37 protein-coding genes are annotated in these 26,825 nt (G+C 42.8%); 3 read left to right on the forward strand and 34 right to left on the reverse strand.

Translation table 11 applies throughout. The features are described from left to right. Nucleotides 1-40: 40 nt before the first annotated feature. Together AC3WJC_RS15655 and AC3WJC_RS15660 are read right to left on the reverse strand one after the other, a co-directional pair. Complete coding sequence (locus AC3WJC_RS15655; RefSeq protein ID WP_492400064.1) at nt 41-1,309, reverse strand: c-type cytochrome; 1,269 nt, start codon at nt 1,307-1,309, stop codon at nt 41-43. Nucleotides 1,310-1,563: 254 nt separating this feature from the next. Continuing rightward, the gene (locus AC3WJC_RS15660; RefSeq protein WP_492400065.1) at nt 1,564-2,547 is read right to left on the reverse strand and encodes a deoxyhypusine synthase family protein; all 984 of its coding nucleotides are present in this window, start codon (nt 2,545-2,547) and stop codon (nt 1,564-1,566) included. 183 nt (nt 2,548-2,730) lie between these two features. On the opposite strand from AC3WJC_RS15660, the gene AC3WJC_RS15665 reads away from it, so the two are divergent. Continuing rightward, nucleotides 2,731-3,867: a BamA/TamA family outer membrane protein gene (locus tag AC3WJC_RS15665; protein WP_492400066.1), complete on the forward strand. Its 1,137-nt coding sequence runs from the start codon at nt 2,731-2,733 to the stop codon at nt 3,865-3,867. Between the two features lie 93 nt (nt 3,868-3,960). Here AC3WJC_RS15665 and nhaA read toward each other — a convergent pair whose 3' ends face one another. Continuing rightward, nucleotides 3,961-5,130 carry a Na+/H+ antiporter NhaA gene (gene nhaA / locus AC3WJC_RS15670; RefSeq protein WP_492400067.1) on the reverse strand — a complete coding sequence of 390 codons (1,170 nt, stop codon included), beginning with the start codon at nt 5,128-5,130 and terminating at the stop codon, nt 3,961-3,963. A 34-nt stretch (nt 5,131-5,164) separates the two neighbouring features. Continuing rightward, nucleotides 5,165-5,545: a VOC family protein gene (locus AC3WJC_RS15675; RefSeq protein WP_492400068.1), complete on the reverse strand. Its 381-nt coding sequence runs from the start codon at nt 5,543-5,545 to the stop codon at nt 5,165-5,167. 197 nt (nt 5,546-5,742) lie between these two features. On the opposite strand from AC3WJC_RS15675, the gene AC3WJC_RS15680 reads away from it, so the two are divergent. After that, entirely contained in the window at nt 5,743-8,004 is a 2,262-nt protein-coding gene (locus AC3WJC_RS15680) for a glycoside hydrolase family 31 protein (RefSeq protein WP_492400069.1), read from the forward strand. A gap of 70 nt (nt 8,005-8,074) precedes the next feature. Here the strand turns inward: AC3WJC_RS15680 and dnaK are convergent, their stop codons facing one another. Next, on the reverse strand, nt 8,075-9,982 hold the full coding sequence (gene dnaK, locus AC3WJC_RS15685) for a molecular chaperone DnaK (protein WP_492400070.1): 1,908 nt from the start codon (nt 9,980-9,982) through the stop codon (nt 8,075-8,077). Nucleotides 9,983-10,273: 291 nt separating this feature from the next. Between dnaK and AC3WJC_RS15690 the strand changes: the two genes are divergently transcribed. Next, nucleotides 10,274-11,260 (forward strand): tetratricopeptide repeat protein, encoded by a 987-nt coding sequence (locus AC3WJC_RS15690; RefSeq protein ID WP_492400071.1) that lies wholly within the window; start codon nt 10,274-10,276, stop codon nt 11,258-11,260. A 72-nt stretch (nt 11,261-11,332) separates the two neighbouring features. On the opposite strand, the gene rplQ is transcribed toward AC3WJC_RS15690, so the two are convergent. The 29 genes from rplQ to rplC form a co-directional block, all read right to left on the reverse strand. Continuing rightward, complete coding sequence (gene rplQ, locus AC3WJC_RS15695; protein WP_492400072.1) at nt 11,333-11,923, reverse strand: 50S ribosomal protein L17; 591 nt, start codon at nt 11,921-11,923, stop codon at nt 11,333-11,335. 213 nt (nt 11,924-12,136) lie between these two features. After that, nucleotides 12,137-13,129: a DNA-directed RNA polymerase subunit alpha gene (locus tag AC3WJC_RS15700; RefSeq protein ID WP_492400073.1), complete on the reverse strand. Its 993-nt coding sequence runs from the start codon at nt 13,127-13,129 to the stop codon at nt 12,137-12,139. A 116-nt stretch (nt 13,130-13,245) separates the two neighbouring features. Next, nucleotides 13,246-13,854 carry a 30S ribosomal protein S4 gene (gene rpsD, locus AC3WJC_RS15705; RefSeq protein WP_492400074.1) on the reverse strand — a complete coding sequence of 203 codons (609 nt, stop codon included), beginning with the start codon at nt 13,852-13,854 and terminating at the stop codon, nt 13,246-13,248. Between the two features lie 67 nt (nt 13,855-13,921). Further along, nucleotides 13,922-14,311 carry a 30S ribosomal protein S11 gene (gene rpsK, locus AC3WJC_RS15710; RefSeq protein WP_492400075.1) on the reverse strand — a complete coding sequence of 130 codons (390 nt, stop codon included), beginning with the start codon at nt 14,309-14,311 and terminating at the stop codon, nt 13,922-13,924. 143 nt (nt 14,312-14,454) lie between these two features. Beyond that, entirely contained in the window at nt 14,455-14,832 is a 378-nt protein-coding gene (rpsM, locus tag AC3WJC_RS15715) for a 30S ribosomal protein S13 (RefSeq protein WP_492400076.1), read from the reverse strand. 72 nt (nt 14,833-14,904) lie between these two features. Next, on the reverse strand, nt 14,905-15,021 hold the full coding sequence (gene rpmJ, locus AC3WJC_RS15720; protein WP_008506259.1) for a 50S ribosomal protein L36: 117 nt from the start codon (nt 15,019-15,021) through the stop codon (nt 14,905-14,907). Nucleotides 15,022-15,030: 9 nt separating this feature from the next. Continuing rightward, nucleotides 15,031-15,249, reverse strand: a complete 219-nt coding sequence (infA, locus tag AC3WJC_RS15725; protein WP_074487406.1) for a translation initiation factor IF-1 — start codon at nt 15,247-15,249, stop codon at nt 15,031-15,033. A gap of 63 nt (nt 15,250-15,312) precedes the next feature. Further along, complete coding sequence (gene map / locus AC3WJC_RS15730; protein ID WP_492400077.1) at nt 15,313-16,104, reverse strand: type I methionyl aminopeptidase; 792 nt, start codon at nt 16,102-16,104, stop codon at nt 15,313-15,315. A gap of 6 nt (nt 16,105-16,110) precedes the next feature. After that, on the reverse strand, nt 16,111-17,454 hold the full coding sequence (gene secY, locus AC3WJC_RS15735) for a preprotein translocase subunit SecY (RefSeq protein WP_492400078.1): 1,344 nt from the start codon (nt 17,452-17,454) through the stop codon (nt 16,111-16,113). A 6-nt stretch (nt 17,455-17,460) separates the two neighbouring features. Then, nucleotides 17,461-17,907 carry a 50S ribosomal protein L15 gene (gene rplO / locus AC3WJC_RS15740; RefSeq protein WP_492400079.1) on the reverse strand — a complete coding sequence of 149 codons (447 nt, stop codon included), beginning with the start codon at nt 17,905-17,907 and terminating at the stop codon, nt 17,461-17,463. A 4-nt stretch (nt 17,908-17,911) separates the two neighbouring features. Then, the gene (rpmD, locus tag AC3WJC_RS15745; protein WP_194101684.1) at nt 17,912-18,091 is read right to left on the reverse strand and encodes a 50S ribosomal protein L30; all 180 of its coding nucleotides are present in this window, start codon (nt 18,089-18,091) and stop codon (nt 17,912-17,914) included. Between the two features lie 5 nt (nt 18,092-18,096). Next, complete coding sequence (gene rpsE / locus AC3WJC_RS15750) at nt 18,097-18,615, reverse strand: 30S ribosomal protein S5 (RefSeq protein ID WP_194101685.1); 519 nt, start codon at nt 18,613-18,615, stop codon at nt 18,097-18,099. Nucleotides 18,616-18,627: 12 nt separating this feature from the next. Beyond that, nucleotides 18,628-18,978 (reverse strand): 50S ribosomal protein L18, encoded by a 351-nt coding sequence (gene rplR, locus AC3WJC_RS15755; RefSeq protein WP_492400080.1) that lies wholly within the window; start codon nt 18,976-18,978, stop codon nt 18,628-18,630. A gap of 5 nt (nt 18,979-18,983) precedes the next feature. Beyond that, a complete protein-coding gene (gene rplF, locus AC3WJC_RS15760) occupies nt 18,984-19,541 on the reverse strand; it encodes a 50S ribosomal protein L6 (protein WP_492400081.1) in 558 nt (185 codons plus the stop codon). Between the two features lie 16 nt (nt 19,542-19,557). Beyond that, entirely contained in the window at nt 19,558-19,956 is a 399-nt protein-coding gene (gene rpsH, locus AC3WJC_RS15765) for a 30S ribosomal protein S8 (protein ID WP_492400082.1), read from the reverse strand. A 156-nt stretch (nt 19,957-20,112) separates the two neighbouring features. Next, nucleotides 20,113-20,382 carry a 30S ribosomal protein S14 gene (gene rpsN / locus AC3WJC_RS15770; RefSeq protein WP_232177690.1) on the reverse strand — a complete coding sequence of 90 codons (270 nt, stop codon included), beginning with the start codon at nt 20,380-20,382 and terminating at the stop codon, nt 20,113-20,115. Continuing rightward, entirely contained in the window at nt 20,375-20,935 is a 561-nt protein-coding gene (gene rplE / locus AC3WJC_RS15775) for a 50S ribosomal protein L5 (RefSeq protein ID WP_492400083.1), read from the reverse strand. The genes rpsN and rplE overlap by 8 nt, the downstream gene beginning before the upstream one ends. After that, complete coding sequence (gene rplX / locus AC3WJC_RS15780; protein WP_492400084.1) at nt 20,935-21,279, reverse strand: 50S ribosomal protein L24; 345 nt, start codon at nt 21,277-21,279, stop codon at nt 20,935-20,937. Before rplX ends, rplE begins: the two co-directional genes overlap by 1 nt. A gap of 1 nt (nt 21,280) precedes the next feature. Continuing rightward, the gene (gene rplN / locus AC3WJC_RS15785) at nt 21,281-21,649 is read right to left on the reverse strand and encodes a 50S ribosomal protein L14 (protein WP_028296762.1); all 369 of its coding nucleotides are present in this window, start codon (nt 21,647-21,649) and stop codon (nt 21,281-21,283) included. A gap of 1 nt (nt 21,650) precedes the next feature. Next, on the reverse strand, nt 21,651-21,905 hold the full coding sequence (gene rpsQ, locus AC3WJC_RS15790) for a 30S ribosomal protein S17 (RefSeq protein WP_492400085.1): 255 nt from the start codon (nt 21,903-21,905) through the stop codon (nt 21,651-21,653). 19 nt (nt 21,906-21,924) lie between these two features. Then, nucleotides 21,925-22,137, reverse strand: coding sequence for a 50S ribosomal protein L29 (rpmC, locus tag AC3WJC_RS15795; protein WP_492400086.1), 213 nt, complete (start codon nt 22,135-22,137; stop codon nt 21,925-21,927). 130 nt (nt 22,138-22,267) lie between these two features. Beyond that, entirely contained in the window at nt 22,268-22,690 is a 423-nt protein-coding gene (rplP, locus tag AC3WJC_RS15800; RefSeq protein ID WP_228952758.1) for a 50S ribosomal protein L16, read from the reverse strand. Nucleotides 22,691-22,740: 50 nt separating this feature from the next. Beyond that, nucleotides 22,741-23,634 carry a 30S ribosomal protein S3 gene (gene rpsC, locus AC3WJC_RS15805; RefSeq protein ID WP_492400087.1) on the reverse strand — a complete coding sequence of 298 codons (894 nt, stop codon included), beginning with the start codon at nt 23,632-23,634 and terminating at the stop codon, nt 22,741-22,743. 6 nt (nt 23,635-23,640) lie between these two features. Next, nucleotides 23,641-24,069: a 50S ribosomal protein L22 gene (gene rplV / locus AC3WJC_RS15810; RefSeq protein WP_228952762.1), complete on the reverse strand. Its 429-nt coding sequence runs from the start codon at nt 24,067-24,069 to the stop codon at nt 23,641-23,643. Between the two features lie 6 nt (nt 24,070-24,075). Then, nucleotides 24,076-24,342 (reverse strand): 30S ribosomal protein S19, encoded by a 267-nt coding sequence (gene rpsS / locus AC3WJC_RS15815; RefSeq protein WP_166586580.1) that lies wholly within the window; start codon nt 24,340-24,342, stop codon nt 24,076-24,078. Beyond that, on the reverse strand, nt 24,342-25,166 hold the full coding sequence (gene rplB / locus AC3WJC_RS15820; RefSeq protein ID WP_492400088.1) for a 50S ribosomal protein L2: 825 nt from the start codon (nt 25,164-25,166) through the stop codon (nt 24,342-24,344). The genes rpsS and rplB overlap by 1 nt, the downstream gene beginning before the upstream one ends. 8 nt (nt 25,167-25,174) lie before the next feature. Then, entirely contained in the window at nt 25,175-25,465 is a 291-nt protein-coding gene (gene rplW / locus AC3WJC_RS15825; protein ID WP_492400089.1) for a 50S ribosomal protein L23, read from the reverse strand. 2 nt (nt 25,466-25,467) lie between these two features. Beyond that, entirely contained in the window at nt 25,468-26,097 is a 630-nt protein-coding gene (gene rplD, locus AC3WJC_RS15830) for a 50S ribosomal protein L4 (protein ID WP_492400090.1), read from the reverse strand. A gap of 1 nt (nt 26,098) precedes the next feature. Beyond that, nucleotides 26,099-26,716, reverse strand: a complete 618-nt coding sequence (gene rplC / locus AC3WJC_RS15835; RefSeq protein ID WP_492400091.1) for a 50S ribosomal protein L3 — start codon at nt 26,714-26,716, stop codon at nt 26,099-26,101. Between the last annotated feature and the right edge of the window lie 109 nt (nt 26,717-26,825).

A 26,825-nucleotide genomic window follows, 5' to 3' on the forward strand; every position in this document is an offset into this window, starting at 1 on the left:
GCTATATAAACTGTAATTGCTAAGTTTTAAATCTCTGATATTAATAGTGGCATTTAGAACACTCTAAACCACCCATTACGGCTGCTGATACCTTTTCACCCTTTTTGATCATATCATGCACCTTGGTCATCTTATCGTAGTAGGCGTTATCTTTAAATTTAACGTCGGTACGTTTGTGGCACTGTATACACCATTTCATGGTTAGTGGCGAGTACTGGTAAACCTCAGGCATGGTTTCGATAGGGCCGTGGCATTGCTGGCATTTTACACCGCCAACTACTACGTGTTGCGAGTGGTTGAAGTAAGCAAAATCAGGCAGGTTGTGTATACGCACCCACTGTATAGGCTTGGCCTTAGTGGTATCGTAAGTACCCTTGTCCGGATCGTAACCCAAAGCGTCATAAATTTTGTGTATCTCAGCCGACTCGGTTTTAACAACCTTGTGGCAGTTCATACAAACGTTAAGTGACGGAATGGAAGCGTTTTTTGATTTGTACGCGCCCGAGTGGCAGTACTGGCAATCAATCTTCATGGCACCGGCGTGCAGCTCGTGCGAGTATTTGATAGGCTGTACCGGTTGGTAACCCTGGTGCATATTAGTGTTCCACATGGTTACCCAGCTCCAGCTACCCATTGCGATAGCGCCGCAAAGCACAACAAAGAATACCAGTTTTTTATTTTTAGCCAGCTTTTTGATACCAGCTAAACGATCAACCGGCTCACCCTCAACTTCAGGCTCTTCTTCAATTACCAGGTCTTTATTTTTAAGCAGCAGGCGCTCTAAAGTGCCGATTACTTTATTCAATACCAGGATAACGATAAAGGCGATAACGATAACGCCAATTAAACCCCAGATCAACAGCGCGCTTGGGCCTGTTTCAGCAGGAGCGGCTGATGTAGCGCCACCACCCGCAGGTGCAGCGGTAAGTTTTTTCTGCTCTGCACGGGCGTAAGCTATAATGTCGGTTACATCAGCATCGCTCAATTCCGGGAAAGCCGTCATCGGGATTTGGTTGTACTCATTATAAATTTTTACCGCCTTTGGGTTTTTTGCAGCAACCAATGCCTGGCTGTTCTGAATCCATTTGATCAGATAAGCATCATCGGTTTCTGAAGTAATTTGCGGGCCAAGCGCCGGGCCTACAAGTCTTTTATCGATCTTGTGACAAGCCGTACATTTGGCTTTAAAAATAGTTTCACCCTTTGCCGGATCGCCCTGAGCATTGGCCGCGGTGGTCATTGCTGTAAGGCCCGCAAGCAGTAAAACTGTTCTTGAAAATTGTTTAAATAGTAATGAGATATTTCTCATAAAGCGTGTTTATGCTGAATTATATTTATTAAAATTTTAAAAACAGGACGGTATTGATGCCGTTTATCCAATTTTTACAGCCACAAAAGTAAAATTTATTACAGTATGGCTGACAAAGAAATGACAGTTATCAACAATTTATAATCGTTCTAAACAAGGCTAAAAATGCTTTAAATCGCCTTTATTCGCATTTTTTGCCTATTGCTGTTTAACCGCACATTTTTTGTTGACAAAAATCATTTTTGATTTTTTGTTTATTGTTTTAATATCCAGGCAAAAATGAGGGGCGCTACAATCGTCGCGTCAGACTCTACGATGAATTTTGGTGTGTTCACATCCAACTTTCCCCAGGTAATCTTCTCATTAGGTACCGCGCCTGAGTACGAGCCGTAAGAAGTGGTTGAGTCAGATATCTGGCAAAAGTAGCTCCAGAATGGTATCTGCTCCATTTCCATATCCTGGTAAAGCATCGGCACCACGCATATAGGAAAATCGCCCGCTATACCACCACCTATCTGGAAAAAGCCGATGCCTTTGCCGTCTGAGTTTTTTACATACCAATCCGCCAGCCAGGCCATGTACTCGATACCGCTTTTCATGGTAGTAGCCTTAATTTCGCCTTTAATTACATAAGACGCGAAGATGTTACCCATGGTTGAATCTTCCCAGCCCGGTACTACAATAGGCAGGTTTTTTTCGGCAGCAGCCAGCATCCATGAGTTTTTGGGGTCTATTTCGTAATACTGCTCCAACTCGCCGCTCAGCAGTATCTTATACATAAATTCATGCGGAAAGTAACGCTCACCGGCAGTATCGGCATCTTTCCAGATCTTATAAATATGCTTTTGCAAACGACGGAAAGCTTCTTCCTCCGGGATGCAGGTATCTGTAACACGGTTGTAGTGATTTTCCAGCAGATCCCACTCATCCTGCGGACTCAAATCGCGATAGTTAGGTACGCGTTTGTAATGTGAGTGCGCTACCAGGTTCATAATATCCTCTTCGAGGTTAGCACCTGTACATGATATAATATCGATTTTACCCTGGCGGATCATCTCGGCCAGTGAAATACCCAGCTCGGCAGTACTCATGGCACCGGCAAGGGTAACCATCATTTTGCCGCCTTCGGTTAAATGTGTTTCATACCCTTTGGCTGCATCAACCAATGCCGCGGCATTAAAATGCAGATAATTTTTCTCGATAAACTGTGATATCGGCCCTCTTGCTTCTGTACTCATGATGGTTACTGTTAATTTTTTGCAAAAGTAGCTATTTTGTTGAGATGCTTATTTGAATTTCTGAAATCTGCCGTTGCCCGGTACTATCATTTTAATAACGGCAGCATCATTTAAGTATTCCTTAAAACAGGCTTATGCTGTTATTATAAATTCGCATCTTTAGCGGCACCTTTATCATTACTGATGAAAAAACTTTTTATAGCGCTCTTGCTTGTTACAGGCTTACAACCGGCCTTTGCACAGATGCGCTTTTTACCAAAATTTGTACGCAAAATGCTGTTTGAGCAGGACAGCAGCAAACACAGCAGCTTTTTTATACTCCCCGTGCTAAGCTCCGCGCCAGAAACAGGGTTAGAAGGGGGCGGTTCGGCATTGTATTCTTTTTATACCGATACGTTGAATGAGGGTACACGCGTATCAAATGTATTTGGCTATGCTACCATTACCACCAAAGGCCAAAGCCGCTTTAGCCTGAGCACCAATTACTGGACACCGCAAAACAAATATCATTACACCGCTACCGTAAGCTACATTAATTTCCCGTTTGATTATTTTGGCACAGGCAACCAAACTGACAAGGCCAACCTTGACCGCCTTGGCCAAAAGCGCCTGCGCGTAAACCTTACTGCCGAAAAACGCATTACTAAAAATCTGTATATCGGTATTACTGCCGGTGGCCTTGATTATAAGTTTACCGATAAGGAGCCGGGAGGTATATACCAAACCCTGCAACGCAGCCAGCAACCCCGTGGCGGCAGTATATTTTTTGCAGGCCCCAGCTTTGTGTTTGACGACCGCAACAATAACACCTACACCACCAAAGGCACTGTGGTAACCGCCTATTTCAACTTTATGAAGGGTATGTTCAGCAATAACGATTACCGCGGCGGCTTGCTGAATATTGAATACGCGCAGTTTTTTTCGCTGAGTAAAAAACTGGTTTTAGGCTTTAACGCGCAGGAGCAAAACCTGGTAGGCGCACGTGAGCCTTTTTACCTGTTGCCCGCATTGGGTAACGACGAAATTATGCGCGGCTACTACAACGGCCGCTTTCGCGACCGGAACCTGATTGCCGCGCAAACCGAACTTCGCTACCGCCTGAGCAAGCGCTTTGGCATAGTAGGCTTTGGCGGCGTGGGTAAAGTATTTAATGATAATTTTGACCTGGATGGCTTAAAACCCAGCTACGGCCTGGGCGGCAGGTACTTTTTTGATGTAGAGAAAGGCCTGAGCATGCGTGTTGATTACGCCCTCGGCGAGCAACGCCCTGGCGAAAAACGCCAAAGCGGTTTATATTTAAGTTTAGCTGAGGCGTTTTAATATCATTGATATTATAAATATCTTTAAATTAAAATATTCTATGTCTAAAAAGATTACTTCACTTTCGTTGGTGATGAGAAAAAATTAAGAAAATCATCTTCCCACCCTTTTTGAATATGCTCTCAATCCAACAAAACCCGCCAACGCCGCAATAACTGACGCGGTAAGGATAGCGAACTTGGCACTACTCTGCAACCCGGGCTCACTGAATGATAGCAGGGAGATAAATATGGACATGGTAAAACCTATCCCCGCTAAAGTACCGATGCCGGCAATGTGCGCCCAGTTTATGCCTTCGGGCAGTTTACTCAGTTTGGTTTTAACGGCCGCAAAAGTCATTAAAAATATACCCAAGGGTTTACCTATTACCAACCCGAAAATTACACCTAAACCAAGCGGGGTTATCAGGCCGCCAAGCATTCCCTGTTCGTACGTTATATTGGTATTAGCTAAAGCGAATACAGGTAAAATCAAAAAATTAACCGGTGCCGATAATTTATGCTCCAACTCGCATAATGGTGAGTAGCCCGATCGTATTTTTACAGGGATGGCAAAGGCAGTTAATACACCGGCAACGGTGGCGTGTATACCTGAGTGATGAATAAAGTACCACATAAACAAGCCTGGCACCAGGTAAAACCAGGCGTTTTTCAGATCGAAATAATTAAATACTAAAGCCAGTGCTAAAAAGCCAAGGGCATAAAATAAATAGTTTATTTCCAGTCCCTGCGTATAAAACAATGCGATCACAATAATTGCCCCCAGGTCATCTACAATTGCCAGGGCGGTCAAAAACACTTTGGCCCCCGTGGGTATAAACTTGCGTAAAGCATTTAATATGGCTACGGCAAAGGCAATATCGGTAGCCATTGGTATGCCCCATCCGTCCGAGGTTTGGCCGCCACGGTTAAATAAGAAATAGATCAGCGCCGGGAAAACCATCCCGCCAATGGCGCTCATTACCGGCAAGGCCGCTTTCTTTATTTCAGACAGCTCCCCTTCTACCATTTCACGCTTGATCTCCAACCCCGCCATTAAAAAAAATATGGCCATCAGCCCATCATTAATAAATGATGTAACCGTAAAATGCGGGCCGAGCGCGTTACCTGCAACCTTTATATTCAGCAGATCAGCAAAGGCATTTTTAGCTGGGGAGTTGGCCAATATTAATGACAGCACAACACAGGCCAACAGCAAAATACCACCCGCTGAAGGATGCTCAATAAACTCAACTGCTCTTTTTAACCGCTTGAATTTCGCCATACGGCGAATATACTAAAATAGGCTTTAGCCATAATTAACCTTCTGCTATCAGGGATAGTATATTACCTGCCGGGTCGGTAAACCAGGCAATGGTCGGGCCGTTTCCGCGCATAATATTATCATCATCGGTTTTAAGTTCGGGCATGTCATAACTTTGAAACGCGACACCCTTCGCTTTGAGTTCCTGAACGGCATCTTCAATACGGTTAACTACAAAGTTAAGCACCGTAAATGTGGCCGGCTGATGGTTTGGTTTGGGATAAATAATAGCTGATCCACCGCCCGGTAACTTAATATCGAGCACACCCATTTCGTTCAGTTGTACATCAAGCCCTAAAGTGGTTCCGTAAAAATCCCTAGCTTGCGCTATGTTGTTTACAGAAAAGCCTGCAAATGCTGTGTTTGGTTTAAACATGGTTATTGGTTTTATAATAGTGCACAAACGGCCTGCCAGTATCGGCGGTTAAAGGGGTGCAAAAACGACAAACAATAAGGCATACGAGCCATATATTTTTCACTGATCGCCACAAAACAATAATTAGCCCGTTTAAAGTTTAATAAGCAACATAGTAAGTGTAAATTGGCAACCATTAACAAGCAAAAACCAACAGTATGCAAACCCAGCTATTAGGTAACGCAAAACAGGTAACTCCACATAACGATCATATCACCATACAAACGGCCGAAGCGACGGCCAAAATATGGGTGTATGCCCCGGCCATCATCCGGGTAAATATTACCAAAACGCCGGATAAGGCTGATCATTCTTTCGCGGTAATACAGCAGCCGGAAACAAGCATCAAATTTACGGAGGCCGAAAACGAGCTTACGGTTACCACTGATCAGCTGATACTTAAAGTAAGCAAGGCCCCGCTACGGTTTAATTTTTACACTACAGATGGTAAACCGCTAAGTGAGGATGATGCCCGTTTTGGCATTAACTGGCAAAACGAGCGGGTAGTTAATTACCGTAAGCTTTATGCTGATGAAAAGTTTATTGGCCTGGGCGAAAAAACAGGCGATCTTAACCGCCGTGGTACGCATTACGTTAACTGGAATATGGATGCGTCCAAACACACCATCTATACTGACCCGCTGTATAAAACCTTCCCCTTCTTTATCGGGCTGCACAGCGGGTTAACTTACGGGTTGTTTTTTGATAATACCCACAAAAGCTATTTCGACTTTGGCGCAACTACCGATGATGAAATGAGCTGGTTTGGTGCCGATGGCGGCGACATGAATTACTATTTTTTCGGAGCGCAGGGTCTGGCCGAAATTATTAAGGATTATACCTGGCTTACCGGGCGTATGGAAATGCCGCCGCTATGGAGCATTGGCTACCAGCAATGCCGCTACAGTTACATGAGTGCCGATGAGGTGCTGGGCATCGCCCAAAAGTTTAGGGAGCATAACATACCTGCCGATGTGATTTATTGTGACATAGATTATATGGACAATTACAAGATCTTCACCTGGAATGATGAGGCTTTCCCGGATCCGAAAGGGATGATAGATCAACTTAAAGCGCTTGATTTTCGCACGGTTTGTATAGTCGATCCGGGGATTAAGGTTGAGGAAGGATATAAGCAGTATGATGAGGGCGTTGCTAAAAACTACTTTGCTACCTATATCAATGGCGATAATTACGTAGCCAGCGTATGGCCGGGCCGCTGCCACTTCCCCAACTTTTTTAATGATGAAGTAAAAGAGTGGTGGGGTGCTGCCTTTACCGCGCTTACCGAGCCGGGTATTGAAGGTTTTTGGAACGACATGAACGAACCTGCCGCCTGGGGACAAAACATCCCCTACCTGGTAAAATTCGGCGACAAATACATGGCCGAGGTACGCAATGCCTACGGTATGGAAATGACCAAAGCCACATATAACGGCACGCGTAAAATATTAGGCAACAAACGCCCCTTTATGCTTACCCGTGCAGCCTATTGCGGCACACAGCGCTTTTCGGCCGTGTGGACGGGCGATAACACCGCTACTGATGAACACATGCTATACGGACAGCGACTGGTGAACAGCCTGGGGCTGGTGGGTATGTCATTCACCGGGGTAGATATTGGCGGTTACACCGGCAACCCTACGCCAGAATTGATGCTGCGCTGGAATTCGCTCGGTGTATATATCCCCATGTACCGCAACCACGCCGAAATAGGTACCGCCATGCGTGAGCCGTGGGAATGGGGCGAGGAGAATATGGCCATCATCCGTAAGGACATTGAGCTGCGGTATCAATTACTGCCTTACATTTATTCCGGCTTTTATGAATCCTCACAAAACGGATTACCATTGAGCCGTACATTAGCCATTGATCATACACTCGATGAAAATATTTTTGACGTTCGCTACCAAAACCAATTCCTTTTCGGCAATTCCTTGTTAGTGGCACCGGTTGAAAGTACCAGGCTTACCGCCGAGGTTTATTTACCCGAGGGTGAATGGTACCGCTTTGGTAATGATAAGGCTTATGAGGGCGGCATGGCCCACTCCGTACCTGCCCCTTTAAATGATCTGCCTGTATTTGTAAAGGCCGGCGGCATCATCCCGATGCAAAGCGTCATCCAAAGCACTAACGAAGCGGGCGACGGCATCCTGTACCTGCACATCTGGAAAGGCACAGAAGATTCAACATTTGTTTATTACGAGGACGACGGCGTAACCTACGATAACGAGCGCGGTATCTTTCATCAAAGAGAGATCAGCTATCAAGCTGAAAATAATAAGGTAACACTTGCCGTAGCGGAGGGCACTTATACCTCAAAATTCAATACGTTGAAATTAATGCCTCACGGCTTTGGAAAGAGTGTTAAGGCGCAAGAGGTACCTTACCATTCAGGTATCATTGAGATCAATATATAGTATCACACCATATAAAAACAAAGGACCCTGCAACTCATCGCTGCAGGGCCTTTCAATATGTCAGAAATTATTATTTCTTGTCGTCTTTTACTTCTTCGTAATCAACGTCAGTTACGGTATCTGAATTTTCGGCTTGTGCACCGGCACCAGCTTCGGCACCCGGTTGCTGACCGGCTTCGGCAGCAGCTTTGTACATATCTTCTGATGCAGCTTTCCATGCATTATCCAATTCACCTTGGGCAACTTCAATGTCGGCCAGGTTTTTAGAGGCATGTGCGGCTTTCAACTTGGTAAGGCCTTCTTCAATAGGTGCTTTTTTATCAGCAGGTATTTTATCGCCATACTCTTTCAATTGTTTCTCGGTCGAGAAAATCAAAGCATCAGCGGCATTCAGTTTTTCAACTTCTTCCTTAGCTTTTTTGTCTGACTCGGCATTGGCTTCTGCTTCCTGCTTCATCTTTTTGATCTCTTCATCTGTTAAGCCTGATGAAGCCTCGATACGGATCTTTTGCTCTTTACCTGTAGCTTTATCTTTTGCAGACACATGCAATATACCGTTGGCATCAATATCAAAGGTTACTTCAATTTGAGGCACACCACGCGGTGCTGGTGGAATACCATCCAGGTGGAAACGGCCTATAGTACGGTTTTGCGCGGCCATTGGGCGCTCACCCTGTAAAATGTGAATCTCTACTGATGGCTGACTGTCAGACGCCGTTGAGAATGTCTCTGATTTTTTTGTCGGGATAGTGGTATTAGCCTCGATCAGTTTGGTCATTACACCACCCATGGTTTCAATACCTAATGAAAGCGGGGTAACGTCAAGCAATAATACATCCTTAACCTCACCGGTTAATACACCACCTTGAATAGCAGCACCTATAGCTACCACCTCATCAGGGTTAACACCTTTTGACGGTGATTTACCGAAGAATGATTGTACCGCTTCCTGGATAGCAGGGATACGGGTTGAACCACCTACCAGGATGATCTCGTCGATATCTGAAGTGCTGTAACCGGCATTTTTCAATGCAGTACGGCAAGGCTCAATAGTACGTTTTACCAGGCTGTCAACCAATTGCTCAAATTTAGCGCGGCTCAAGGTTTTCACCAGGTGCTTAGGCATACCATCAGCAGCAGTGATATATGGCAGGTTGATCTCGGTTTGGGTAGTGCTTGAAAGCTCAATTTTAGCTTTCTCGGCAGCTTCTTTTAAACGTTGCAAAGCCATTGGGTCTCTGCGCAGGTCAACACCTTCGTCGCTTTTAAACTCATCAGCTAACCAGTCAATAATAGCCTGGTCAAAGTCGTCACCACCTAAGTGTGTATCACCATCGGTTGATTTTACTTCAAAAACACCATCACCCAACTCAAGTACTGATACGTCATGCGTACCGCCACCGCAATCAAACACTACGATCTTCATGTCCTTGTGCGCTTTATCCAGGCCGTAGGCAAGGGCAGCAGCGGTAGGCTCGTTGATAATACGGCGTACTTTTAAACCAGCGATCTCACCGGCTTCTTTAGTAGCCTGGCGCTGTGCATCGTTAAAGTAGGCCGGTACAGTAATAACCGCTTCGGTTACTTCGGTACCTAAAAAATCCTCTGCCGTTTTCTTCATTTTTTGAAGAATCATGGCCGAAATTTCCTGCGGAGTATAGTTACGGTCGTCAATAGCAACACGCGGGGTGTTACCTTCGCTAACCACGTTATATGGAACGCGCTCTTTTTCTTTGCTAACCTCGTTAAACTGGTTGCCCATAAAGCGCTTGATAGAATAAATAGTTTTGCGGGGATTGGTGATTGCCTGGCGCTTCGCCGGGTCACCCACTTTACGTTCGCCGTTGTCAACAAAAGCAACTACTGATGGCGTAGTGCGTTTACCTTCGCTATTGGCAATAACTACAGGCTCATTACCCTCCATTACAGCCACGCATGAGTTTGTTGTCCCTAAGTCGATTCCGATAATTTTAGACATATTGTATGATTGTTATTTCTTGTTTGTTAATATTAATTACCCATAGCTGTTTATCAATGCATGTGCCAAATGGTAAATGGCAGAAAAGCGACAGTTCACAACTATTTGATGGATATATTTCGTCAGTAAAAGAAGACAAATTGGTGACAGGTTGGCAGAAATATTCTTCCCAATGGTTTTTAAAGCTGAATAATTGATTATATTCGATATAATTTAAACCTATCAAATGAATAATTTACGATTGACCTTGCTTGTCCTTTTATTAGGATCTAATACATGCTTTCCCAAAATGTGGATACTAAAAATCACGTTGATACTCTGAAGGTTGTAGTTGATAATCTTAGAAGTGAATTAAGTCAGCTAAAATCTAAAACCGACGAAATAAGAAACGGACAATTAAACTATTCTGTTGAAAAAGAACTTCTAAAGGAAACATATAGTTCAAACTTTGAGAAGTTAAATTTTGTACTTACAGCAATGTTAGGAGTAGGTGGCTTGCTAACCTTTTTTGGTTTACGCGATGTAACTTCCATTAAAAAAGATTTCAAATCCGAATTGGAGGCTATGAGACAACTAAAAACAGAATTCGAAAATAAGTCTAAAAATTTCGATATCGAGAAAGACCGTTTTGATTCAGAAATAAAGAAAATTATTACACAAAATGAAGAGCAAAACAAAAAGATTAAAGTCCTCGAACTAAAAGAAAAAGTAAATAAATTAATGGATGACAAACAAAACACATCTGCTTATGAGTATTGCACCATTGCCTTAGAATTAGCTCCTGATGATGTTAATCTTTCAACCAATAAAGCTATGTTATTATGTAGGCTAAATAACTTCCCTGAAGCGGTTGAAGTATTTGAAAAAATTTATAATCAGGATCGCAATAATGAAACTTCTATCGGCAATCTTTTAGAATCACTCTACTTTTTTAATAAGATTGAAAAGGCCAATGAAATTTTGGCGTTACATAGCGATTATAACGAGGATAAAAAACCTGACGGTTTCGTTATATTTAGATTAATAGATTATTTTCATAATTCAGAGGAAGAAACTTTCAAAAAATATATCATTAAATTAATTGACGTTAATGATTTAAAAACAGCTAAAAAGAGAATTAATTGGGGGCTTACCGAATCCTTGTATTTCGCGGCTCATCAAGCCACTTCAAAGAATAAAACATATCTTCAAAACATTCTTTGGTATTTAGAAGGTCAAGCAAATGCAGAAACAGTCTTTAAACGAATTGGAGTAAATCTAACTGGACCTAGCATCTGATACGCACTCCAGAACAAAAAACGCCCGACTGATATCAGCCGGGCGTTTTTACCTTTTAAGTTCTGTTATGAATTATTCGCCTTTTTCAGCGTTTTCTTCTTTTTCAGGAGTTGCAGGTGCTTCGGTAGCAGGAGTTTCCTCAGCAGCAGCCTCAGCTTTTGGAGTTTCTTCAACTACTACAGCATCATCAGCCGGAGTAACTTCAGCAGACGCGGCCGGAGCAGCAGTTCTTGCTTTGCCGGCACCACCACGACGACGTGTTGATTTTTTAGCAGCAGGAGCAGCAGCTTCAGTACCGTAAACAGTGTTGTAATCAACCAGCTCAATGATCGCTACTTCAGCATTATCACCTAAACGGTTTTCCATTTTGATGATACGTGTGTAACCACCCGGACGGTCAGCCACTTTTGATGCAACGTCACGAAACAGTTCAGTAACGGCTTCCTTACTTTTAAGGTAAGAGAATACGGTACGGCGTGAATGCGTAGTATCGCTTTTTGATTTGGTGATCAGAGGCTCAACATACACACGCAGTGCTTTTGCTTTTGCCAATGTTGTAGTGATACGCTTATGCATTATAAGCGAAGAAGCCATGTTGCTCATCATCGCTTTGCGATGACTGTCGGTGCGGCCTAAGTGATTTACTTTTTTACCGTGTCTCATTGTTTTGTTTGTTGTGGCACGTGCATACCGTTGGGCGGCGTTGCCGTCAAGCCCTCGGAATTATGCCTTTTTGTTTGATTTGAGATATCAGATGTGAGATTTGAGATAAACTCGCCGCTACAATCCAACTGCCCGTTGTTAATTATTAAAAATGTTAGATATAAAAACCGAGAAAAATCTCACATCTCATATCTAACATCTCTTATCTAAATGTTATTCTTCGTCCAGTTTGTATTTACCCAGGTTCATACCAAAAGAAAGGCCTTTTGATTTAACCAGGTCCTGAATTTCAGTTAATGATTTTTTACCGAAGTTTCTGAATTTAAGCATGTCAGCCACATCGTACGATACCAGATCAGCCAGGCTGCGGATGTCAGCAGCTTTAAGGCAGTTCAGCGCACGTACTGAAAGGTCAAGATCAACCAGTTCAGTTTTAAGGATCTTACGCATGTGCAGTATTTCCTCGTCAACTTCTTTAGTTTCTTCTTTAGCCTGTGCTTCAAGCATCATGTTCTCATCAGAGAATAGCATAAAGTGCTGGATCAAAATTTTGGCAGCCTCTTTAAGCGCGTCTTCCGGATGAATTGAACCGTCAGTAGCAATATCAAGAACTAATTTCTCGTAATCGGTTTTTTGCTCAACACGATAGTTCTCAATAGTATATTTAACGTTTTTGATCGGAGTGTAGATCGAGTCGATAGCGATAACACCTACGTTAGCGTCAGGATTTTTATTCTCTTCGCTTGGTATATAACCACGGCCTTTACCCACGGTCAGTTCCACTTCAAGTGTTACTGATGAATCCATATTGGCTAAAACCAGGTCAGGATTAAGTACGGTAAAGTTATTTGAGAATTTAGTGATATCACCAGCTTTAAAGCTATCCTGACCGTTAATGATCACGAATATCTTTTCGTTGTCGCCAGATTCGCCGGTTTTCTTAAACCTTACTTGTTTCAGGTTCAGGATGATCTCGGTTACATCTTCAACAACTCCTTTTATAGTTGAAAATTCATGCGTAACTCCTGAAAAACGAACAGAAGTGATAGCAAAACCTTCTAACGATGAAAGTAATATACGACGCAGAGCATTACCTATGGTTATACCGAAACCTGGTTCTAAGGGACGGAATTCGAACGTACCTTCAAAATCAGTCGATTTTTGCATGATAACCTTGTCCGGTTTTTGAAATGCTAAAATTGCCATTTATATCCTTTTTTTAATTTCTAATTGTATTTAAACAGACGTGAGATATACAGTATGAGACATGAGTAATTAATTAAAAACCCATATCTCATACTATATATCTCAAATCTTATGTCTTATTTAGAGTATAACTCGACGATCAAATTCTCCTTGATGTTCTCAGGAATTTCATCGCGGTTTGGATAGTTAAGGAATTTACCAACTAATTCGTTAGCATCCCACTCTAACCAGCTATATTTATTGATCCTGCGGCCTGCAACTGAAGTGCTGATAGCCTCAAGAGATTTTGATTTTTCACGTACCGCGATAACGTCACCGGCTCTTAACGAGTATGAGGCAATGTTCACAACCTCACCGTTAACAGTGATGTGTTTGTGGCCTACTAATTGGCGGGCGGCTGAACGGGTAGGCGCGATGCCTAAACGGTAAACCGCGTTATCTAAACGTGCTTCTAAGAATTTCAACAGGTTTTCACCGGTGATACCTTCTTTAGCTGACGCGCGGTGAAAAAGGTTCTCGAACTGACGCTCTAATACACCGTAAGTGTATTTTACCTTTTGTTTCTCTTGCAACTGAGTTGAATACTCTGATTGCTTTCCTCTCCTTTTTGATGCACCGTGCATGCCTGGAGGATAGTTCTTTCTTTCTAACGCTTTATCCGGACCGAAGATCGGCTCACGGAAACGGCGCGCAATTTTGGATTTTGGTCCTGTATACCTTGCCATTGTGTAGTTGTTTTAAAGTATCATGCAGCCTTAAACTGCAGAATCTTAGCTTTAAAAATCGTGTTAATTAAACTCTTCTTCTTTTTGAAGGACGGCAACCGTTGTGCGGAAGCGGTGTAATATCCTTTATTGTAGTTACTTCGATACCTGTAGTTTGCAGGGTACGGATAGCTGATTCGCGACCAGAACCCGGGCCTTTTACAAATACTTCAACCTTACGTAAACCTAAGTCATAAGCAACTTTACCGCAATCGGCAGCAGCTTGAGACGCAGCGTATGGTGTATTCTTTTTTGAACCTTTGAAACCCATTTTACCAGCGGATGACCATGATACAGCCTGGCCGCTTTTATTGGTTAGGGTAATGATGATGTTGTTGAAAGTAGCATTGATATGCGCCTCGCCAACCGGCTCAACAATTACAATACGCTTTTTGGTTACTTTTTTGCCTTTAGCCATTTTATTTTTAAGTTTTTAGATATGATATTTGAGATGTGAGCCTCTTCAGCTCATTTCAAATAAATCGTATCCTATTCTTTGTCCGTTAGATGTGTGTGTGATCAATAACTCATTTCTCACATCTAACATCTTAATTCTGTTTATTATTTAGTAGCTTTCTTTTTGTTAGCAACTGTCTTACGTTTACCTTTACGGGTACGGGAGTTATTTTTAGTACGCTGACCACGCAGAGGTAAACCTTTACGGTGACGGGTACCACGGTAACAACCGATATCCATTAAACGCTTGATGTTAAGCTGTACTTCTGAACGCAATGCACCTTCAACCTTGATCTGGTCATTGATGATACCACGTATAGCAGCTAACTGATCATCAGTCCACTCTTGTACTTTGATATTTAAATCGATACCTGCCTGGTTCAAGATGTCTTGAGCAGTTGAACGGCCGATACCGTAAATGTAAGTAAGGCCAATCTCGCCTCTTTTGTTTTTTGGTAAATCAATACCTGAAATCCTTGCCATATTTATAATTTTGCACTGTTACACAACAACCGACCGGCGGCTACCGATGTACGATCATTGCCAATTCTTTTATTAACCCTGACGTTGTTTGTACTTAGGGTTCTTTTTGTTGATCACGTAAAGTTTCCCTTTGCGGCGGATGATTTTGCAATCAGCACTACGCTTTTTAATTGATGCTCTAACCTTCATCGCTTTATTTTATTTATATCTGTATGTAATCCTGCCTTTGGTCAAATCGTATGGGCTCATCTCCAGTTTCACTCTGTCGCCAGGTAAAATTTTGATGTAGTGCATACGCATTTTGCCTGAAATGTGCGCTATAATCTCGTGACCGTTTTCCAATTCAACCCTGAACATTGCGTTTGACAATGCCTCTTTTATTGTGCCGTCCTGCTCGATCGACGATTGTTTAGCCATACTTTATTGATTTCTACTTAATTACCCGCCCTAAAAGCGGGACGCAAAATTAATAAAAATTTTTTAATTATTATTTTTTTCTTTCAAAACATCATCGATGTATGAAAATGTTGATAGCACGTCTGCTTTTCCCTTCTTAATGGCTACCGTATGCTCATAATGTGCTGATGGTTTACCATCTACTGTTGATACCGTCCAGCCATCATCCCAAAACTTAATTCCGGCACGGCCGGCGTTAATCATAGGTTCAATAGCGATCACCATACCCTCTTCCAGCTTAATACCTGAGCCGCGTTTACCATAGTTAGGCACTTCGGGCTTTTCGTGCAGCTCAAGGCCAACACCATGCCCTACCAGTTCCTTTACCACACCAAACTTATGCTTTTCGGCATGTTCCTGCACCGCGTAGGCAATGTCGCCTACACGCATACCGGTTACCGCTTTCTCAATACCTTTATCCAAACACTCACGTGTTACACGCATCAATGTTTTGGTAGTTTCGTCAACCTCACCTATTGCAAAGGTAAAGGCCGAGTCGCCATAGTATTTGTTCAGGATCACACCACAATCAACCGATACCAGGTCACCCTCTACTAACACATGCTTTCCCGGAAAACCATGTACAACCTGATCGTTCAGTGATATACATAATGAATACGGAAACCCATGGAAGTTAAGGAAAGCCGGAACGCCACCATTATCACGTATGAACGTTTCTGCCAGGTTATTAAGCTCAAGCGTAGTTACACCCGGCCCTATCACCTTTGCCACTTCGGCAAGGGTTTTAGATACCATTTGCGCACTCGCACGTATAAGCTCTATTTCTTCAGCAGATTTATAATGGATCTTAGGCATTAGTACTTATATAGCCGGAGGTACGGTGCCCGGTGCGGCAGGTATTGCCGAACGGCCCTTGATACGTCCTGTTTTCATCAGGCCATCATAATGGCGCATTAATAAATGGCTTTCTACCTGTTGCAGAGTATCCAACACCACACCAACTAATATGATAAGCGATGTACCACCAAAGAAACGGGCAAATAAACTGTTTACGCCTACACTGCTGGCCAGTGCCGGTATAATGGCAATAATTGCCAGGAATACCGAACCCGGTAATGTGATCTTTGAGATAACGTCATCAATATAATCAGCCGTAGTTTTGCCCGGTTTAACACCAGGTATAAATCCGCCGTTCTTTTTCATATCATCAGCCATTTGGTTAGGATTAACCGTGATAGCCGTATAGAAATAAGTGAACAGAATGATCAAAACCGCGAACAGTATATTGTGCGACCATGAGTTGTAGTTAGCCAGTGACATTAATACACCATTGGTTGCCGTGCTCGGGAAAAACTGCGGAATAGTAGCCGGTATAAACATTAATGCCTGCGCAAAAATGATCGGCATTACACCGGCAGCGTTTACCTTTAACGGGATGTACTGACGTACGCCGCCATACTGCTTGTTACCCACAATACGTTTAGCGTATTGTACAGCAATTTTGCGTGTACCCTGAACAATCAGGATAGTAAACATTACTACCAGTATCAGTGCAATAATCTCAATGATGAAAGTTACCAAACCGCCTGCACCGGTTGTACGAGATTCAAACTCAGTACCAAATGCACCCGGTAACTGGGCTATAATACCCACCATAATGATCAATGATATACCATTACCTATACCCTTATCAGTGATTTTTTCGCCAAGCCACATTACAAATAATGTACCCGCGGTTAATACAAATACGCTTACTAAGGTAAAGTAAGGCTCATCTAACAGTTTAGCTTCCTGATTGATCTGCGATTTAACGTAGCCGATAGCCTGCAAAGCTGTAATAGCGATGGTCAGGTAACGGGTCCACTGGTTAATTTTGTTACGGCCGCTTTCGCCCTCTTTTTGCATTTTAGCAAAATAAGGCACAGCTATACCCAACAATTGCACCACAATTGAAGCCGAAATGTATGGCATTACACCCAGTGCAAAAATAGATGAACGGGAGAACGAGCCTCCCGCAAACATATTTAACAAGCCTAACAATCCTTCTTTAGCGGTTTCGTTGCTGATGGCAGCCGCGTCAACACCCGGAAGGATGATAAAAGAACCTACACGGTATATCAAAAGAAATAAGAGCGTGTTTATTATACGCACTCTTAAATCTTCAATTTTCCAGATATTGGAAAGTGTGGTGAATAATTTCTTCATTGAAATTTACAACTTAACGATTGTACCGCCTGCTGCTTCGATAGCTTTTTGGGCAGAGGCAGAAAATGCATGCGCTTTAACTTCTACTTTGGCTTTGATTTCACCACGACCCAGGATTTTAACCAGGTCATTTTTTGAAGCTAAACCATGCTCTTTCAGTGTATCAAAATCAATAGTTGATATTGAATACTGCTCAATTAAACCTTGTAATGCATCAAGGTTAACACCTACGTACTCTACACGGTTAGGGTTTTTAAAACCCACCTTAGGTACACGGCGCTGCAATGGCATCTGGCCACCTTCAAAACCAACTTTAGTGCTGGTACCTGAACGTGAGCCGGCACCTTTGTGCCCGCGAGTTGAAGTACCACCACGGCCTGAACCGGTACCCCTGCCTATTCTCTTTCTGCTTTTGATAGAACCAACAGCAGGTTTAAGATTACTTAAATTCATGATATTAAATGCTTTCTATTGCTACCAAATGATTAACTTTTCGCACCATACCGATTATAGCCGGAGTAGCTTCAACCTCAACGCTATGGTTAATTTTTTTCAAGCCCAATGCTTCAATGGTCCTTTTTTGGCGCTCACTTCTATCGATCACGCTCTTAATCTGTGTTATTTTGATTTTTGCCATGATGATTATCCGTTAAATACTTTGCCTAAATTAACACCACGGTGCTGCGCTACGGTATAAGCGTCACGCAGTTGCGCTAATGCTGATACAGTTGCTTTAACCACGTTGTGCGGGTTTGATGAACCTTTTGATTTTGCCAATACGTTATGTACACCGGCGCTTTCTAATACCGCACGCATCGCACCACCGGCAATTACACCGGTACCGTTAGCAGCAGGTTTTATGAAAACAAAACCGCCTGAGAATTTACCTATTTGCTCATGAGGTACAGTACCGTTAATAATAGGCACTTTTACCAGATTCTTTTTTGCATCATCAATGCCTTTAGCAATAGCTTCAGTAACCTCTTTGGCTTTACCCAAACCGTAACCTACAACACCGTTCTCATCGCCCACTACCACAATGGCACTGAAGCTGAAAGTACGGCCACCTTTGGTTACTTTGGCCACACGCTGTATGCTTACCAGGCGATCTTTTAATTCGATCTCGCTGGTTTTTACTCTTTTTATGTTGATTGTTGACATCTCTCGTTTGTATTAAAAGTTTAAACCACCTTCACGTGCACCTTCAGCCAGTGATTTGATACGGCCATGGTACAAGTAACCATTTCTGTCAAACACTACATCTTTAATACCAGCGGCTACTGCTTTCTCGGCAACTAATTTACCTACAGCGGCTGATTGATCTGATTTTGTACCGTTAGCTGAAAACTCTTTTGACAGAGATGAGGCTGATACAAGTGTTTTACCGGTTACATCGTCAATGATCTGAGCGTAAATACCTTTATTGCTTCTGTACACTGACAAGCGCGGACGCGCTGAAGAACCTGAAATGCGTTTTCTGATTCCTCTTTTTATTCTGTCTCTTCTTGATAATTTACCTGCCATGACGATTATTTTTTAGATGCTGATTTACCTGCTTTTCTGCGTAACACTTCGCCTACAAACTTGATACCTTTACCTTTGTAAGGCTCCGGTGCGCGTAACGAACGGATTTTTGCAGCAACCTGACCAATCAATTGTTTATCGATCGATTCAAGGATGATGGTAGGGTTTTTACCCTTTTCAGCGGTGGTTGTAACCTTAATTTCTTGTGGTAACTCAAATATGTAATGGTGAGAGTAACCCAACACTAAATCTAAAGTATTACCTGTGTTGGTGGCACGGTAACCCACACCCACTAATTCCTGCTCAACTTTGTAACCTGTGGTTACACCAACAACCATGTTATTTAAAAGCGCACGGTATAAACCATGTAATGCTTTGTGACGTTTTTGCTCAGACGGGCGTTTTACCAGTAACTGACCATCTTCCTGCTCCACAGTGATATCTTTATCAACTGCTTGCTGCAATTCACCTTTGGGGCCTTTTACAGTAACAACGTTATCAGCCGATACGGTTACTGTTACGCCAGATGCTATTGCTATAGGTGCTTTTCCTACTCTTGACATTGCTTAATTTCTCCTATTAATAAACGTAGCATAAAACTTCGCCACCAACATTGTGCTGACGGGCTTCCTTATCTGTCATTACCCCTCTTGAGGTTGACAGGATAGCAATACCTAAACCATTTAATACACGTGGCAAATTTGAAGTACCTGCGTATTTTCTCAAACCTGGTTTACTGATACGCTGAATGCTGCGGATAGCAGGGATCTTAGTTATCGGGTGGTATTTCAAAGCAACTTTAATTATGCCTTGAGCACCAACTTCTTCAAACTTGTAATTAGCGATGTAACCTTTGTCGAAAAGCACTTTCGTGATTTCCTTTTTCAGATTTGATGCAGGAATTTCAACAACCCTATGGTTGGCTTTAATAGCATTCCTTACTCTTGTAAGATAATCTGCGATTGGATCTGTATTCATTATTGTTGTTTATGATAGTGGTTTCCTTTGGCCACCCGGCCAACGACCTTCCATCGGTTAGTCTTTATTCCGGATATCGATGTCCGATATCGAATTTATCTTTATATAAAATATCGAATTCCGAAATTGAACTTCCGAAATTCGATATTTTTTGTTTTACCAGCTTGCTTTTTTAACTCCCGGTATCTGGCCTGCTAATGCCATCTCGCGGAATGTAACACGCGAAATGCCGAACTGGCGCATATAACCACGAGGACGGCCGGTTAACTTGCAACGGTTGTGCAGTTTTACCGGTGATGATGCTTTAGGCAATTTGTCCAGAGCGATCCAATCACCTGCTTCTTTCAAAGCAGCCCTTTTATCAGCGTATTTAGCTACTAATTTAGCACGTTTAACTTCACGCGCTTTTACACCTTCTTTAGCCATTATTTTGATTTTTAAATGGTAATCCAAATTGTTTAAGCAATTCCAACGCTTCAACGTCATTGGTAGCTGAGGTTACAAAGGTAATATCCATACCTTGAATTTTATTGATTTTATCAATATTGATCTCAGGGAAGATAATTTGCTCAGTAATACCTAAAGTATAGTTGCCTTTACCGTCAAAACCTTTATCGTTAATGCCTTTGAAATCGCGGATACGCGGTAAAGCAACTGCAATTAAACGATCCAGAAACTCATACATCGTATTATCACGTAAAGTTACACGTACACCTACCGGCATACCTTTACGTAATTTAAAGTTTGAGATATCCTTTTTTGATTTTGATGATACTGCCTGCTGGCCGGTAATGGTTGTTAACTCAGTGATGGTGTTTTCGATAAGTTTTTTATCGGTAGTAGCACCACCAACACCCTGGTTAATAGCAATTTTTTCCAGCTTTGGAACCTGCATAACGCTTTTGTACTGAAATTTATCTTTCAGCGCAGTGCGGATTTCCTCTTTATATTTTGATTTTAATCTCGGTGTGTAAGTCATTACTTAATTTCCTCCCCTGATTTTTTTGCTACCCTAACCAGTTTACCTGCGTCATTTAGCTTACGGCCTACGCGGGTGGTGTTGCCTGTTTTAGGGTCAACCAGCGCCAGGTTTGAAATATGAATTGCAGCTTCCTGTTTAACGATACCGCCGTTTGGATTAGCAGCGTTAGGTTTTGTGTGTTTTGATACCATGTTGGCACCTTCAACCACAGCCCTGTTTTTAGCCGTAATCACTTCAATAATTTTACCTTGTGATCCTTTTGAATCACCGGCAATAACCTTAACCAGGTCGCCCTTGCGGAGCTTTAATTTGCCGGTTTCTGTTTTTACTTTATATGCCATGTTACAATACCTCCGGTGCTAATGATACAATTTTCATAAATTGTTTCTCACGCAGTTCTCTTGCAACCGGGCCAAAGATACGGGTACCTCTTGGCTCGTCCTGGTTATTTAATAAAACTGCTGCGTTATCGTCGAAACGGATATATGAACCATCTTTACGACGGATCTCTTTTTTAGTTCTTACTACTACGGCTTTTGATACTGTGCCTTTTTTAACGTTTCCTGACGGAATTGCGCTTTTAACGGTAACAACGATCTTGTCACCAATTGAGGCATATCTTTTACCGGTGCCACCTAATACGCGGATCACTAAAACTTCTTTAGCGCCGCTATTGTCGGCTACGTTTAATCTTGATTCCTGTTGTAACATCTTATTTGGCCCTTTCTAAAATTTCAACTAATCTCCAGTTCTTATTTTTGCTCAGGGGGCGGGTTTCCATAATCATTACGGTATCGCCAATACCACAGGTATTCGTTTCATCATGAGCCATAAACTTGGTAGTTTTTTTTACGAACTTACCATAGATGGGGTGCTTTACTTTACGCTCCACTGCAACCACGATAGATTTCTCCATTTTGTTGCTAACTACCAAGCCGGTACGTGTTTTTCTTAAATTTCTTTCCATTTTTTCCCGATGTTAAAAATTAATTCGTTTCAGAAGCTGACGCCGCTGCTTTACGTTTTGTTAACTCGGTAGTCAAACGAGCGATGTCCTTACGTACTTTGGTTATGCGGCTTGGATTTTCAATAGCCGATACTGCGTGCGCAAATTTCAGTTTGGTAAGGTTGCTTTTCTCCTCACCCAGCTTCGCAGCCAACTCCTCGGTTGAAAGCTCTAAAATTTCTGAGTTCTTCATTATATTATTTGTTGTATGCTGTAAGCTGTGAGTTGCAAGCAATATGTAACTCACAACCTTTCAACTTACAATGTTAATAACCACACTACAGGTATTCAAATATTTTGTTTACCACCTGTAGCTACCACGTTTATGCTTCGGCGTAATCTCTACGCACTATGAATTTTGTTTGTACAGGTAATTTCTGTGCTGCAAGGCGCAGTGCTTCTTTAGCAATTTCTAAAGGCACACCTTCAGCTTCAAAGATGATCCTGCCGGGGCGTACTACCGCTACCCAGTATTCAGGGGCACCTTTACCTTTACCCATACGTACCTCTGCTGGCTTTTTAGTTACAGGCTTGTCAGGGAAAATCCTGATCCATACCTGGCCTTCACGTTTCATAAAACGTGTTACAGCGATACGGGCTGCCTCGATCTGGCGGCTGGTTATCCAGGCCGGCTCGAGTGATTTTATACCGAAAGATCCGAATGAAAGTTCAGCACCACGAGTGGCTAAACCTTTCATCCTGCCTTTTTGCATCTTTCTGAACTTCGTTCTTTTTGGCTGTAGCATTTTTTTAAGCTTTTATATCTAAACGATGTCTGTCTCGACTTTGTTAATAATTATCTTCTACCTTGACCTGGACCACCCGGACGGCTACCGCCGCCACGATTGTTGCCACCCTGGCCGCCGCGGTTGTTACCACCGCCCTGGCCGCCACGATTGTTGTTGCCACCCGGGCCACGGTTACCGCCACCACGATTGTCACGACGTTCGCCACCGCGCTCGCCGCCTCTTTGGTTACGGTCACCAAATTGTGAACCACCTTCCGGGCGACCACCTTTACCGCTTGGGCCGCTGTTGCTGCCAATGTTTGGAGAAAGATCGCGTTTTCCGTAAACCTCGCCTTTGCAAATCCATACTTTAACACCTATTTTACCATAAGTAGTTAAAGCCTCGGCTAAAGCGTAGTCAATATCCGCACGGAATGTGTGCAGTGGAATTCTACCCTCTTTGTATTGCTCAGAACGTGCCATCTCAGCACCGCCTAAACGGCCTGAAGTCATTACCTTGATACCTTCGGCACCCATTCTCATGGTTGACGCGATAGTGGTTTTCATGGCACGACGGAAAGATATACGTGCTTCTAATTGTTTTGCTATGCCTTCAGCTACTAATTGCGCGTCAAGCTCAGGGCGTTTGATCTCGAAGATGTTGATCTGAACTTCCTTTTTAGTCAGTTTTTTCAACTCTTCCTTGATCTTGTCAACTTCCTGGCCACCTTTACCGATCACGATACCCGGACGGGCAGTGTGTACAGTAACGGTGATGCGTTTTAAAGTACGTTCAATAACTACTTTTGATACGCCGCCTTTGTTAATACGTGCTGAAAGATATTTGCGGATTTTTTCGTCCTCAACTAATTTGTCGGAGTACTTATTGCCACCGAACCAGTTAGAATCCCAGCCTCTGATGATTCCTAATCTGTTACCTATTGGATGTGCTTTTTGTCCCATTTCAAATTAATTGTTTTCGTTTTTACTATCCACAATAAGGGTTACGTGGTTTGAGCGCTTGCGGATGCGGTAACCTCTACCTTGCGGTGCAGGGCGCAATCTTTTAAGCTGGCGGCCGCCACCTACTGAGATCTCTTTTACGAACAAGCCGGCTTCTTCAGCCTTTTTGCCTTCGTTTTTAGCTTCCCAGTTGGTAATTGCTGATACCAGTAATTTCTCAACACGAATAGCAGCCTCTTTATTAGTGAACTTTAAAATGTTTAAAGCTTCAAATACGTTTTTACCGCGTACTAAGTCAACTACCAAACGCATTTTGCGTGGTGAGGTAGGGCAGTCTTGTAACTTAGCAACAGAAGCACCTCCTTGTTGAGCTTTCGCAGCTTCTTTTTGTTGCCTGATCAGTACAGACTTTTTAATTTTTGTTGTTGCTTCCATTGCCTGTTATTTTTTCTTTTCTGCGTGACCGCGGAATGTACGGGTTGGCGCAAACTCTCCCAGCTTGTGACCAACCATGTTTTCTGTTACGTACACCGGTATAAATTTATTGCCGTTGTGTACTGCAAATGTGTGACCAACGAAATCAGGAGAGATCATGGAACGGCGTGACCATGTTTTAACCACTGATTTTTTATTTGATTCATTCAGGACAAGAACTTTTCTTTCCAGGTTAAAATCAATATAAGGTCCTTTTTTAATTGAACGTGCCATTATTTCTTCCTTCTTTCAATGATGTAGCGATCCGATGTTTTCTTTTTGTCGCGGGTTTTGTAGCCTTTAGCTAATAAACCTTTGCGTGAACGTGGGTGTCCACCTGATGAACGGCCTTCACCACCACCCATAGGGTGATCGACAGGGTTCATGGCAACACCACGAACGCGTGGCCTGCGGCCTAACCAGCGCTTGCGGCCGGCTTTACCTAACACTTCGTTAGCCTTTTCAGAGTTTGAAACGGTACCGATAGTGGCTAAGCAGGTTGACAGGATCATACGGGTTTCGCCTGAAGGTAATTTGATAATAGCGTATTTACCATCACGTGCTGAAAGCTGGGCATAAGTACCTGCTGAACGTGCGATGGTACCACCCTGGCCCGGGTTAAGCTCAATGTTGTGAATGATTGAACCCAGCGGGATGCTTTTTAATGGTAACGTGTTACCAACTTCTGGTGCTACACTATTGCCTGAAAGTACGGTTAAACCTACGGTTAAACCTTCAGGAGCTATGATATATCTCTTTTCGCCATCAGCGTATACTAATAAAGCGATACGTGCTGAACGGTTTGGATCGTATTCAATGGTTGCAACCTTTGCCGGTATGTCAAATTTGTTGCGTTTGAAGTCGATCAATCGGTATGATTTCTTGTGTCCACCACCGATATAACGCATGGTCATTTTACCGGAATGGTTACGTCCACCTGATTTCTTGTGTGATACAACCAGTGACTTTTCAGGCACATTGGTAGTAACGTCAGAGTAATCAGCACCTACTCTAAAGCGGGTACCGGGGGTAACCGGTTTAAATCTTTTTACTGCCATCTCTGTTTTTATATTGTGCTATAAAAATCTATTACTTCGCCGTCTTTCAACGTAATAACCGCTTTTTTGTAAGTAGCTGAGCGGCCTTGTACGGCACCAGCCTTAGTGTTGCGGGTTTTCAGTTTTCCAACGTATTTCATGGTATTTACCGCTTTTACAGTAACACCATACATTTGCTCAATTGCTGCCTTGATCTGAATCTTATTAGCTCTGTGATCAACCTTGAAAGCATAACGGTTAAGCTTCTCAGTTAATTGAGCTACTTTCTCAGTAAGTAAAGGCTTCTTTAAAATCTCCATAATTACTTAGCTAACGCTTCCTCCAAAGTTTTAACAGTACCGGCGGTTAACAAAAGCTTGCCTGCGTTAAGCACATCATAAGTGTTTAACTCGTCGGCAGTAATAACCTTTGTTTTCTTCAGGTTTCTGCTTGATAAGTATACATTGTTATTAGCAGCAGGCAATACCAACAAAGTTTTAACGTCAGTAACGTTAAGATCGGCTACCAGCTTGATGTAGTTCTTGGTTTTGATGCTGTCAAAATTAAAGTCTTCCAACACAACGATGTTGTTGTCTTTAGCTTTGTATGACAGAGCTGACTTACGAGCCAGTGCTTTAAGCTTTTTGTTTAGTTTAAAGCTATAATCGCGCGGCTGCGGACCGAATACGCGGCCACCACCATTAAACAATGGCGATTTAACGCTACCCGCACGGGCACCACCTGTACCTTTTTGTTTGTATAATTTGCGGGTTGAACCTGCAATTTCATTACGTTGTTTTGCTTTGTGTGTACCCTGGCGTTGGTTAGCTAAATACAGCTTAACGTCAAGATAGATAGCATGGTCGTTTGGCTCAATTCCGAATACGGACTCAGGAAGCTGCACCTTGGCACCTGTCTCTTTACCTGAGATGTTCAATACATTAACTTCCATCTTATTTATCCACTATTACGAATGAACCCTTAGCTCCTGGAATGGAACCTTTAACAACTAACAGGTTTTGCTCGGCAAATACCTTTACTACTTCGAGGTTCTGTACCTTAACGCGAACGTTACCCATTTGGCCCGCCATGCGCATACCTTTAAATACGCGTGATGGCCATGATGATGCACCTAATGAACCCGGAGCACGTAAACGGTTATGCTGACCGTGAGTTTGCATACCCACACCGCCAAAACCATGACGTTTTACAACACCCTGAAACCCTTTACCTTTTGAGGTACCAACCACGTCCACAAAATCGCCGATCTCAAATATGTCGACAGTAACGGTGTCGCCTAATGATTTTTGATCCTCGAAAGTTTTGAACTCAACCAGCTTGCTTTTTGGCGCAGTGCCGGCTTTTTGGAAATGGCCTTTTAAAGGAGCAGTAGTGTTTTTTTCCTTTTTTTCGCCGTATGCCAACTGTATAGCAGCATACCCGTCTGTTTCAACAGACCTCACTTGCGTAACAACGCAAGGGCCAGCCTCGATCACAGTACATGGGATGTTTTTCCCTGACTCGTCGAAAATGCTGGTCATTCCTACCTTTTTACCAATAATTCCTGACATTTCTTTTAATTTGTTTTGCGCCCATCGAAGCAGTAGGGCTTCGTTCAAGGCATATTATTCCCTTTTAAGGGACGGCAAAGTTAGAAATTTTACTTTAATTGTCAAATAG

The organism is Mucilaginibacter sp. FW306-07-L (genome assembly GCF_058782065.1).

Excerpts from the sequence above, each read along its gene's own strand:
- AC3WJC_RS15700 (WP_492400073.1), bottom strand. The coding sequence starts at position 13,129 with ATGGCAATTTTAGCATTTCAAAAACCGGACAAGGTTATCATGCAAAAA.
- rpsC (WP_492400087.1), bottom strand. The coding sequence starts at position 23,634 with ATGGGACAAAAAGCACATCCAATAGGTAACAGATTAGGAATCATCAGA.
- AC3WJC_RS15655 (WP_492400064.1), bottom strand. The coding sequence starts at position 1,309 with ATGAGAAATATCTCATTACTATTTAAACAATTTTCAAGAACAGTTTTA.
- rpsK (WP_492400075.1), bottom strand. The coding sequence starts at position 14,311 with ATGGCTAAAGGCAAAAAAGTAACCAAAAAGCGTATTGTAATTGTTGAG.
- rpmJ (WP_008506259.1), bottom strand. The coding sequence starts at position 15,021 with ATGAAGGTTAGAGCATCAATTAAAAAGCGTAGTGCTGATTGCAAAATC.
- AC3WJC_RS15660 (WP_492400065.1), bottom strand. The coding sequence starts at position 2,547 with ATGAGTACAGAAGCAAGAGGGCCGATATCACAGTTTATCGAGAAAAAT.
- AC3WJC_RS15675 (WP_492400068.1), bottom strand. The coding sequence starts at position 5,545 with ATGTTTAAACCAAACACAGCATTTGCAGGCTTTTCTGTAAACAACATA.
- rpsN (WP_232177690.1), bottom strand. The coding sequence starts at position 20,382 with ATGGCTAAAGAAGGTGTAAAAGCGCGTGAAGTTAAACGTGCTAAATTA.
- infA (WP_074487406.1), bottom strand. The coding sequence starts at position 15,249 with ATGGCTAAACAATCGTCGATCGAGCAGGACGGCACAATAAAAGAGGCA.
- rplF (WP_492400081.1), bottom strand. The coding sequence starts at position 19,541 with ATGTCAAGAGTAGGAAAAGCACCTATAGCAATAGCATCTGGCGTAACA.
- rplV (WP_228952762.1), bottom strand. The coding sequence starts at position 24,069 with ATGGAAGCAACAACAAAAATTAAAAAGTCTGTACTGATCAGGCAACAA.
- rpsS (WP_166586580.1), bottom strand. The coding sequence starts at position 24,342 with ATGGCACGTTCAATTAAAAAAGGACCTTATATTGATTTTAACCTGGAA.
- rpmC (WP_492400086.1), bottom strand. The coding sequence starts at position 22,137 with ATGAAGAACTCAGAAATTTTAGAGCTTTCAACCGAGGAGTTGGCTGCG.
- secY (WP_492400078.1), bottom strand. The coding sequence starts at position 17,454 with ATGAAGAAATTATTCACCACACTTTCCAATATCTGGAAAATTGAAGAT.
- rpsE (WP_194101685.1), bottom strand. The coding sequence starts at position 18,615 with ATGTCAACAATCAACATAAAAAGAGTAAAAACCAGCGAGATCGAATTA.
- nhaA (WP_492400067.1), bottom strand. The coding sequence starts at position 5,130 with ATGGCGAAATTCAAGCGGTTAAAAAGAGCAGTTGAGTTTATTGAGCAT.
- rplQ (WP_492400072.1), bottom strand. The coding sequence starts at position 11,923 with ATGAGACACGGTAAAAAAGTAAATCACTTAGGCCGCACCGACAGTCAT.
- rplE (WP_492400083.1), bottom strand. The coding sequence starts at position 20,935 with ATGACTTACACACCGAGATTAAAATCAAAATATAAAGAGGAAATCCGC.
- AC3WJC_RS15680 (WP_492400069.1), top strand. The coding sequence starts at position 5,743 with ATGCAAACCCAGCTATTAGGTAACGCAAAACAGGTAACTCCACATAAC.
- rplN (WP_028296762.1), bottom strand. The coding sequence starts at position 21,649 with ATGTTACAACAGGAATCAAGATTAAACGTAGCCGACAATAGCGGCGCT.
- rpsQ (WP_492400085.1), bottom strand. The coding sequence starts at position 21,905 with ATGGAAAGAAATTTAAGAAAAACACGTACCGGCTTGGTAGTTAGCAAC.
- rplW (WP_492400089.1), bottom strand. The coding sequence starts at position 25,465 with ATGGAGATTTTAAAGAAGCCTTTACTTACTGAGAAAGTAGCTCAATTA.
- rplO (WP_492400079.1), bottom strand. The coding sequence starts at position 17,907 with ATGAATTTAAGTAATCTTAAACCTGCTGTTGGTTCTATCAAAAGCAGA.
- rpsH (WP_492400082.1), bottom strand. The coding sequence starts at position 19,956 with ATGAATACAGATCCAATCGCAGATTATCTTACAAGAGTAAGGAATGCT.
- rplD (WP_492400090.1), bottom strand. The coding sequence starts at position 26,097 with ATGGAAGTTAATGTATTGAACATCTCAGGTAAAGAGACAGGTGCCAAG.
- map (WP_492400077.1), bottom strand. The coding sequence starts at position 16,104 with ATGCCTAAGATCCATTATAAATCTGCTGAAGAAATAGAGCTTATACGT.
- rpsD (WP_492400074.1), bottom strand. The coding sequence starts at position 13,854 with ATGGCAAGGTATACAGGACCAAAATCCAAAATTGCGCGCCGTTTCCGT.
- rplX (WP_492400084.1), bottom strand. The coding sequence starts at position 21,279 with ATGGCATATAAAGTAAAAACAGAAACCGGCAAATTAAAGCTCCGCAAG.
- rpsM (WP_492400076.1), bottom strand. The coding sequence starts at position 14,832 with ATGGCAAGGATTTCAGGTATTGATTTACCAAAAAACAAAAGAGGCGAG.
- dnaK (WP_492400070.1), bottom strand. The coding sequence starts at position 9,982 with ATGTCTAAAATTATCGGAATCGACTTAGGGACAACAAACTCATGCGTG.
- AC3WJC_RS15665 (WP_492400066.1), top strand. The coding sequence starts at position 2,731 with ATGAAAAAACTTTTTATAGCGCTCTTGCTTGTTACAGGCTTACAACCG.
- rplP (WP_228952758.1), bottom strand. The coding sequence starts at position 22,690 with ATGCTACAGCCAAAAAGAACGAAGTTCAGAAAGATGCAAAAAGGCAGG.
- rplR (WP_492400080.1), bottom strand. The coding sequence starts at position 18,978 with ATGGCAGGTAAATTATCAAGAAGAGACAGAATAAAAAGAGGAATCAGA.
- rplB (WP_492400088.1), bottom strand. The coding sequence starts at position 25,166 with ATGGCAGTAAAAAGATTTAAACCGGTTACCCCCGGTACCCGCTTTAGA.
- rpmD (WP_194101684.1), bottom strand. The coding sequence starts at position 18,091 with ATGGCAAAAATCAAAATAACACAGATTAAGAGCGTGATCGATAGAAGT.
- rplC (WP_492400091.1), bottom strand. The coding sequence starts at position 26,716 with ATGTCAGGAATTATTGGTAAAAAGGTAGGAATGACCAGCATTTTCGAC.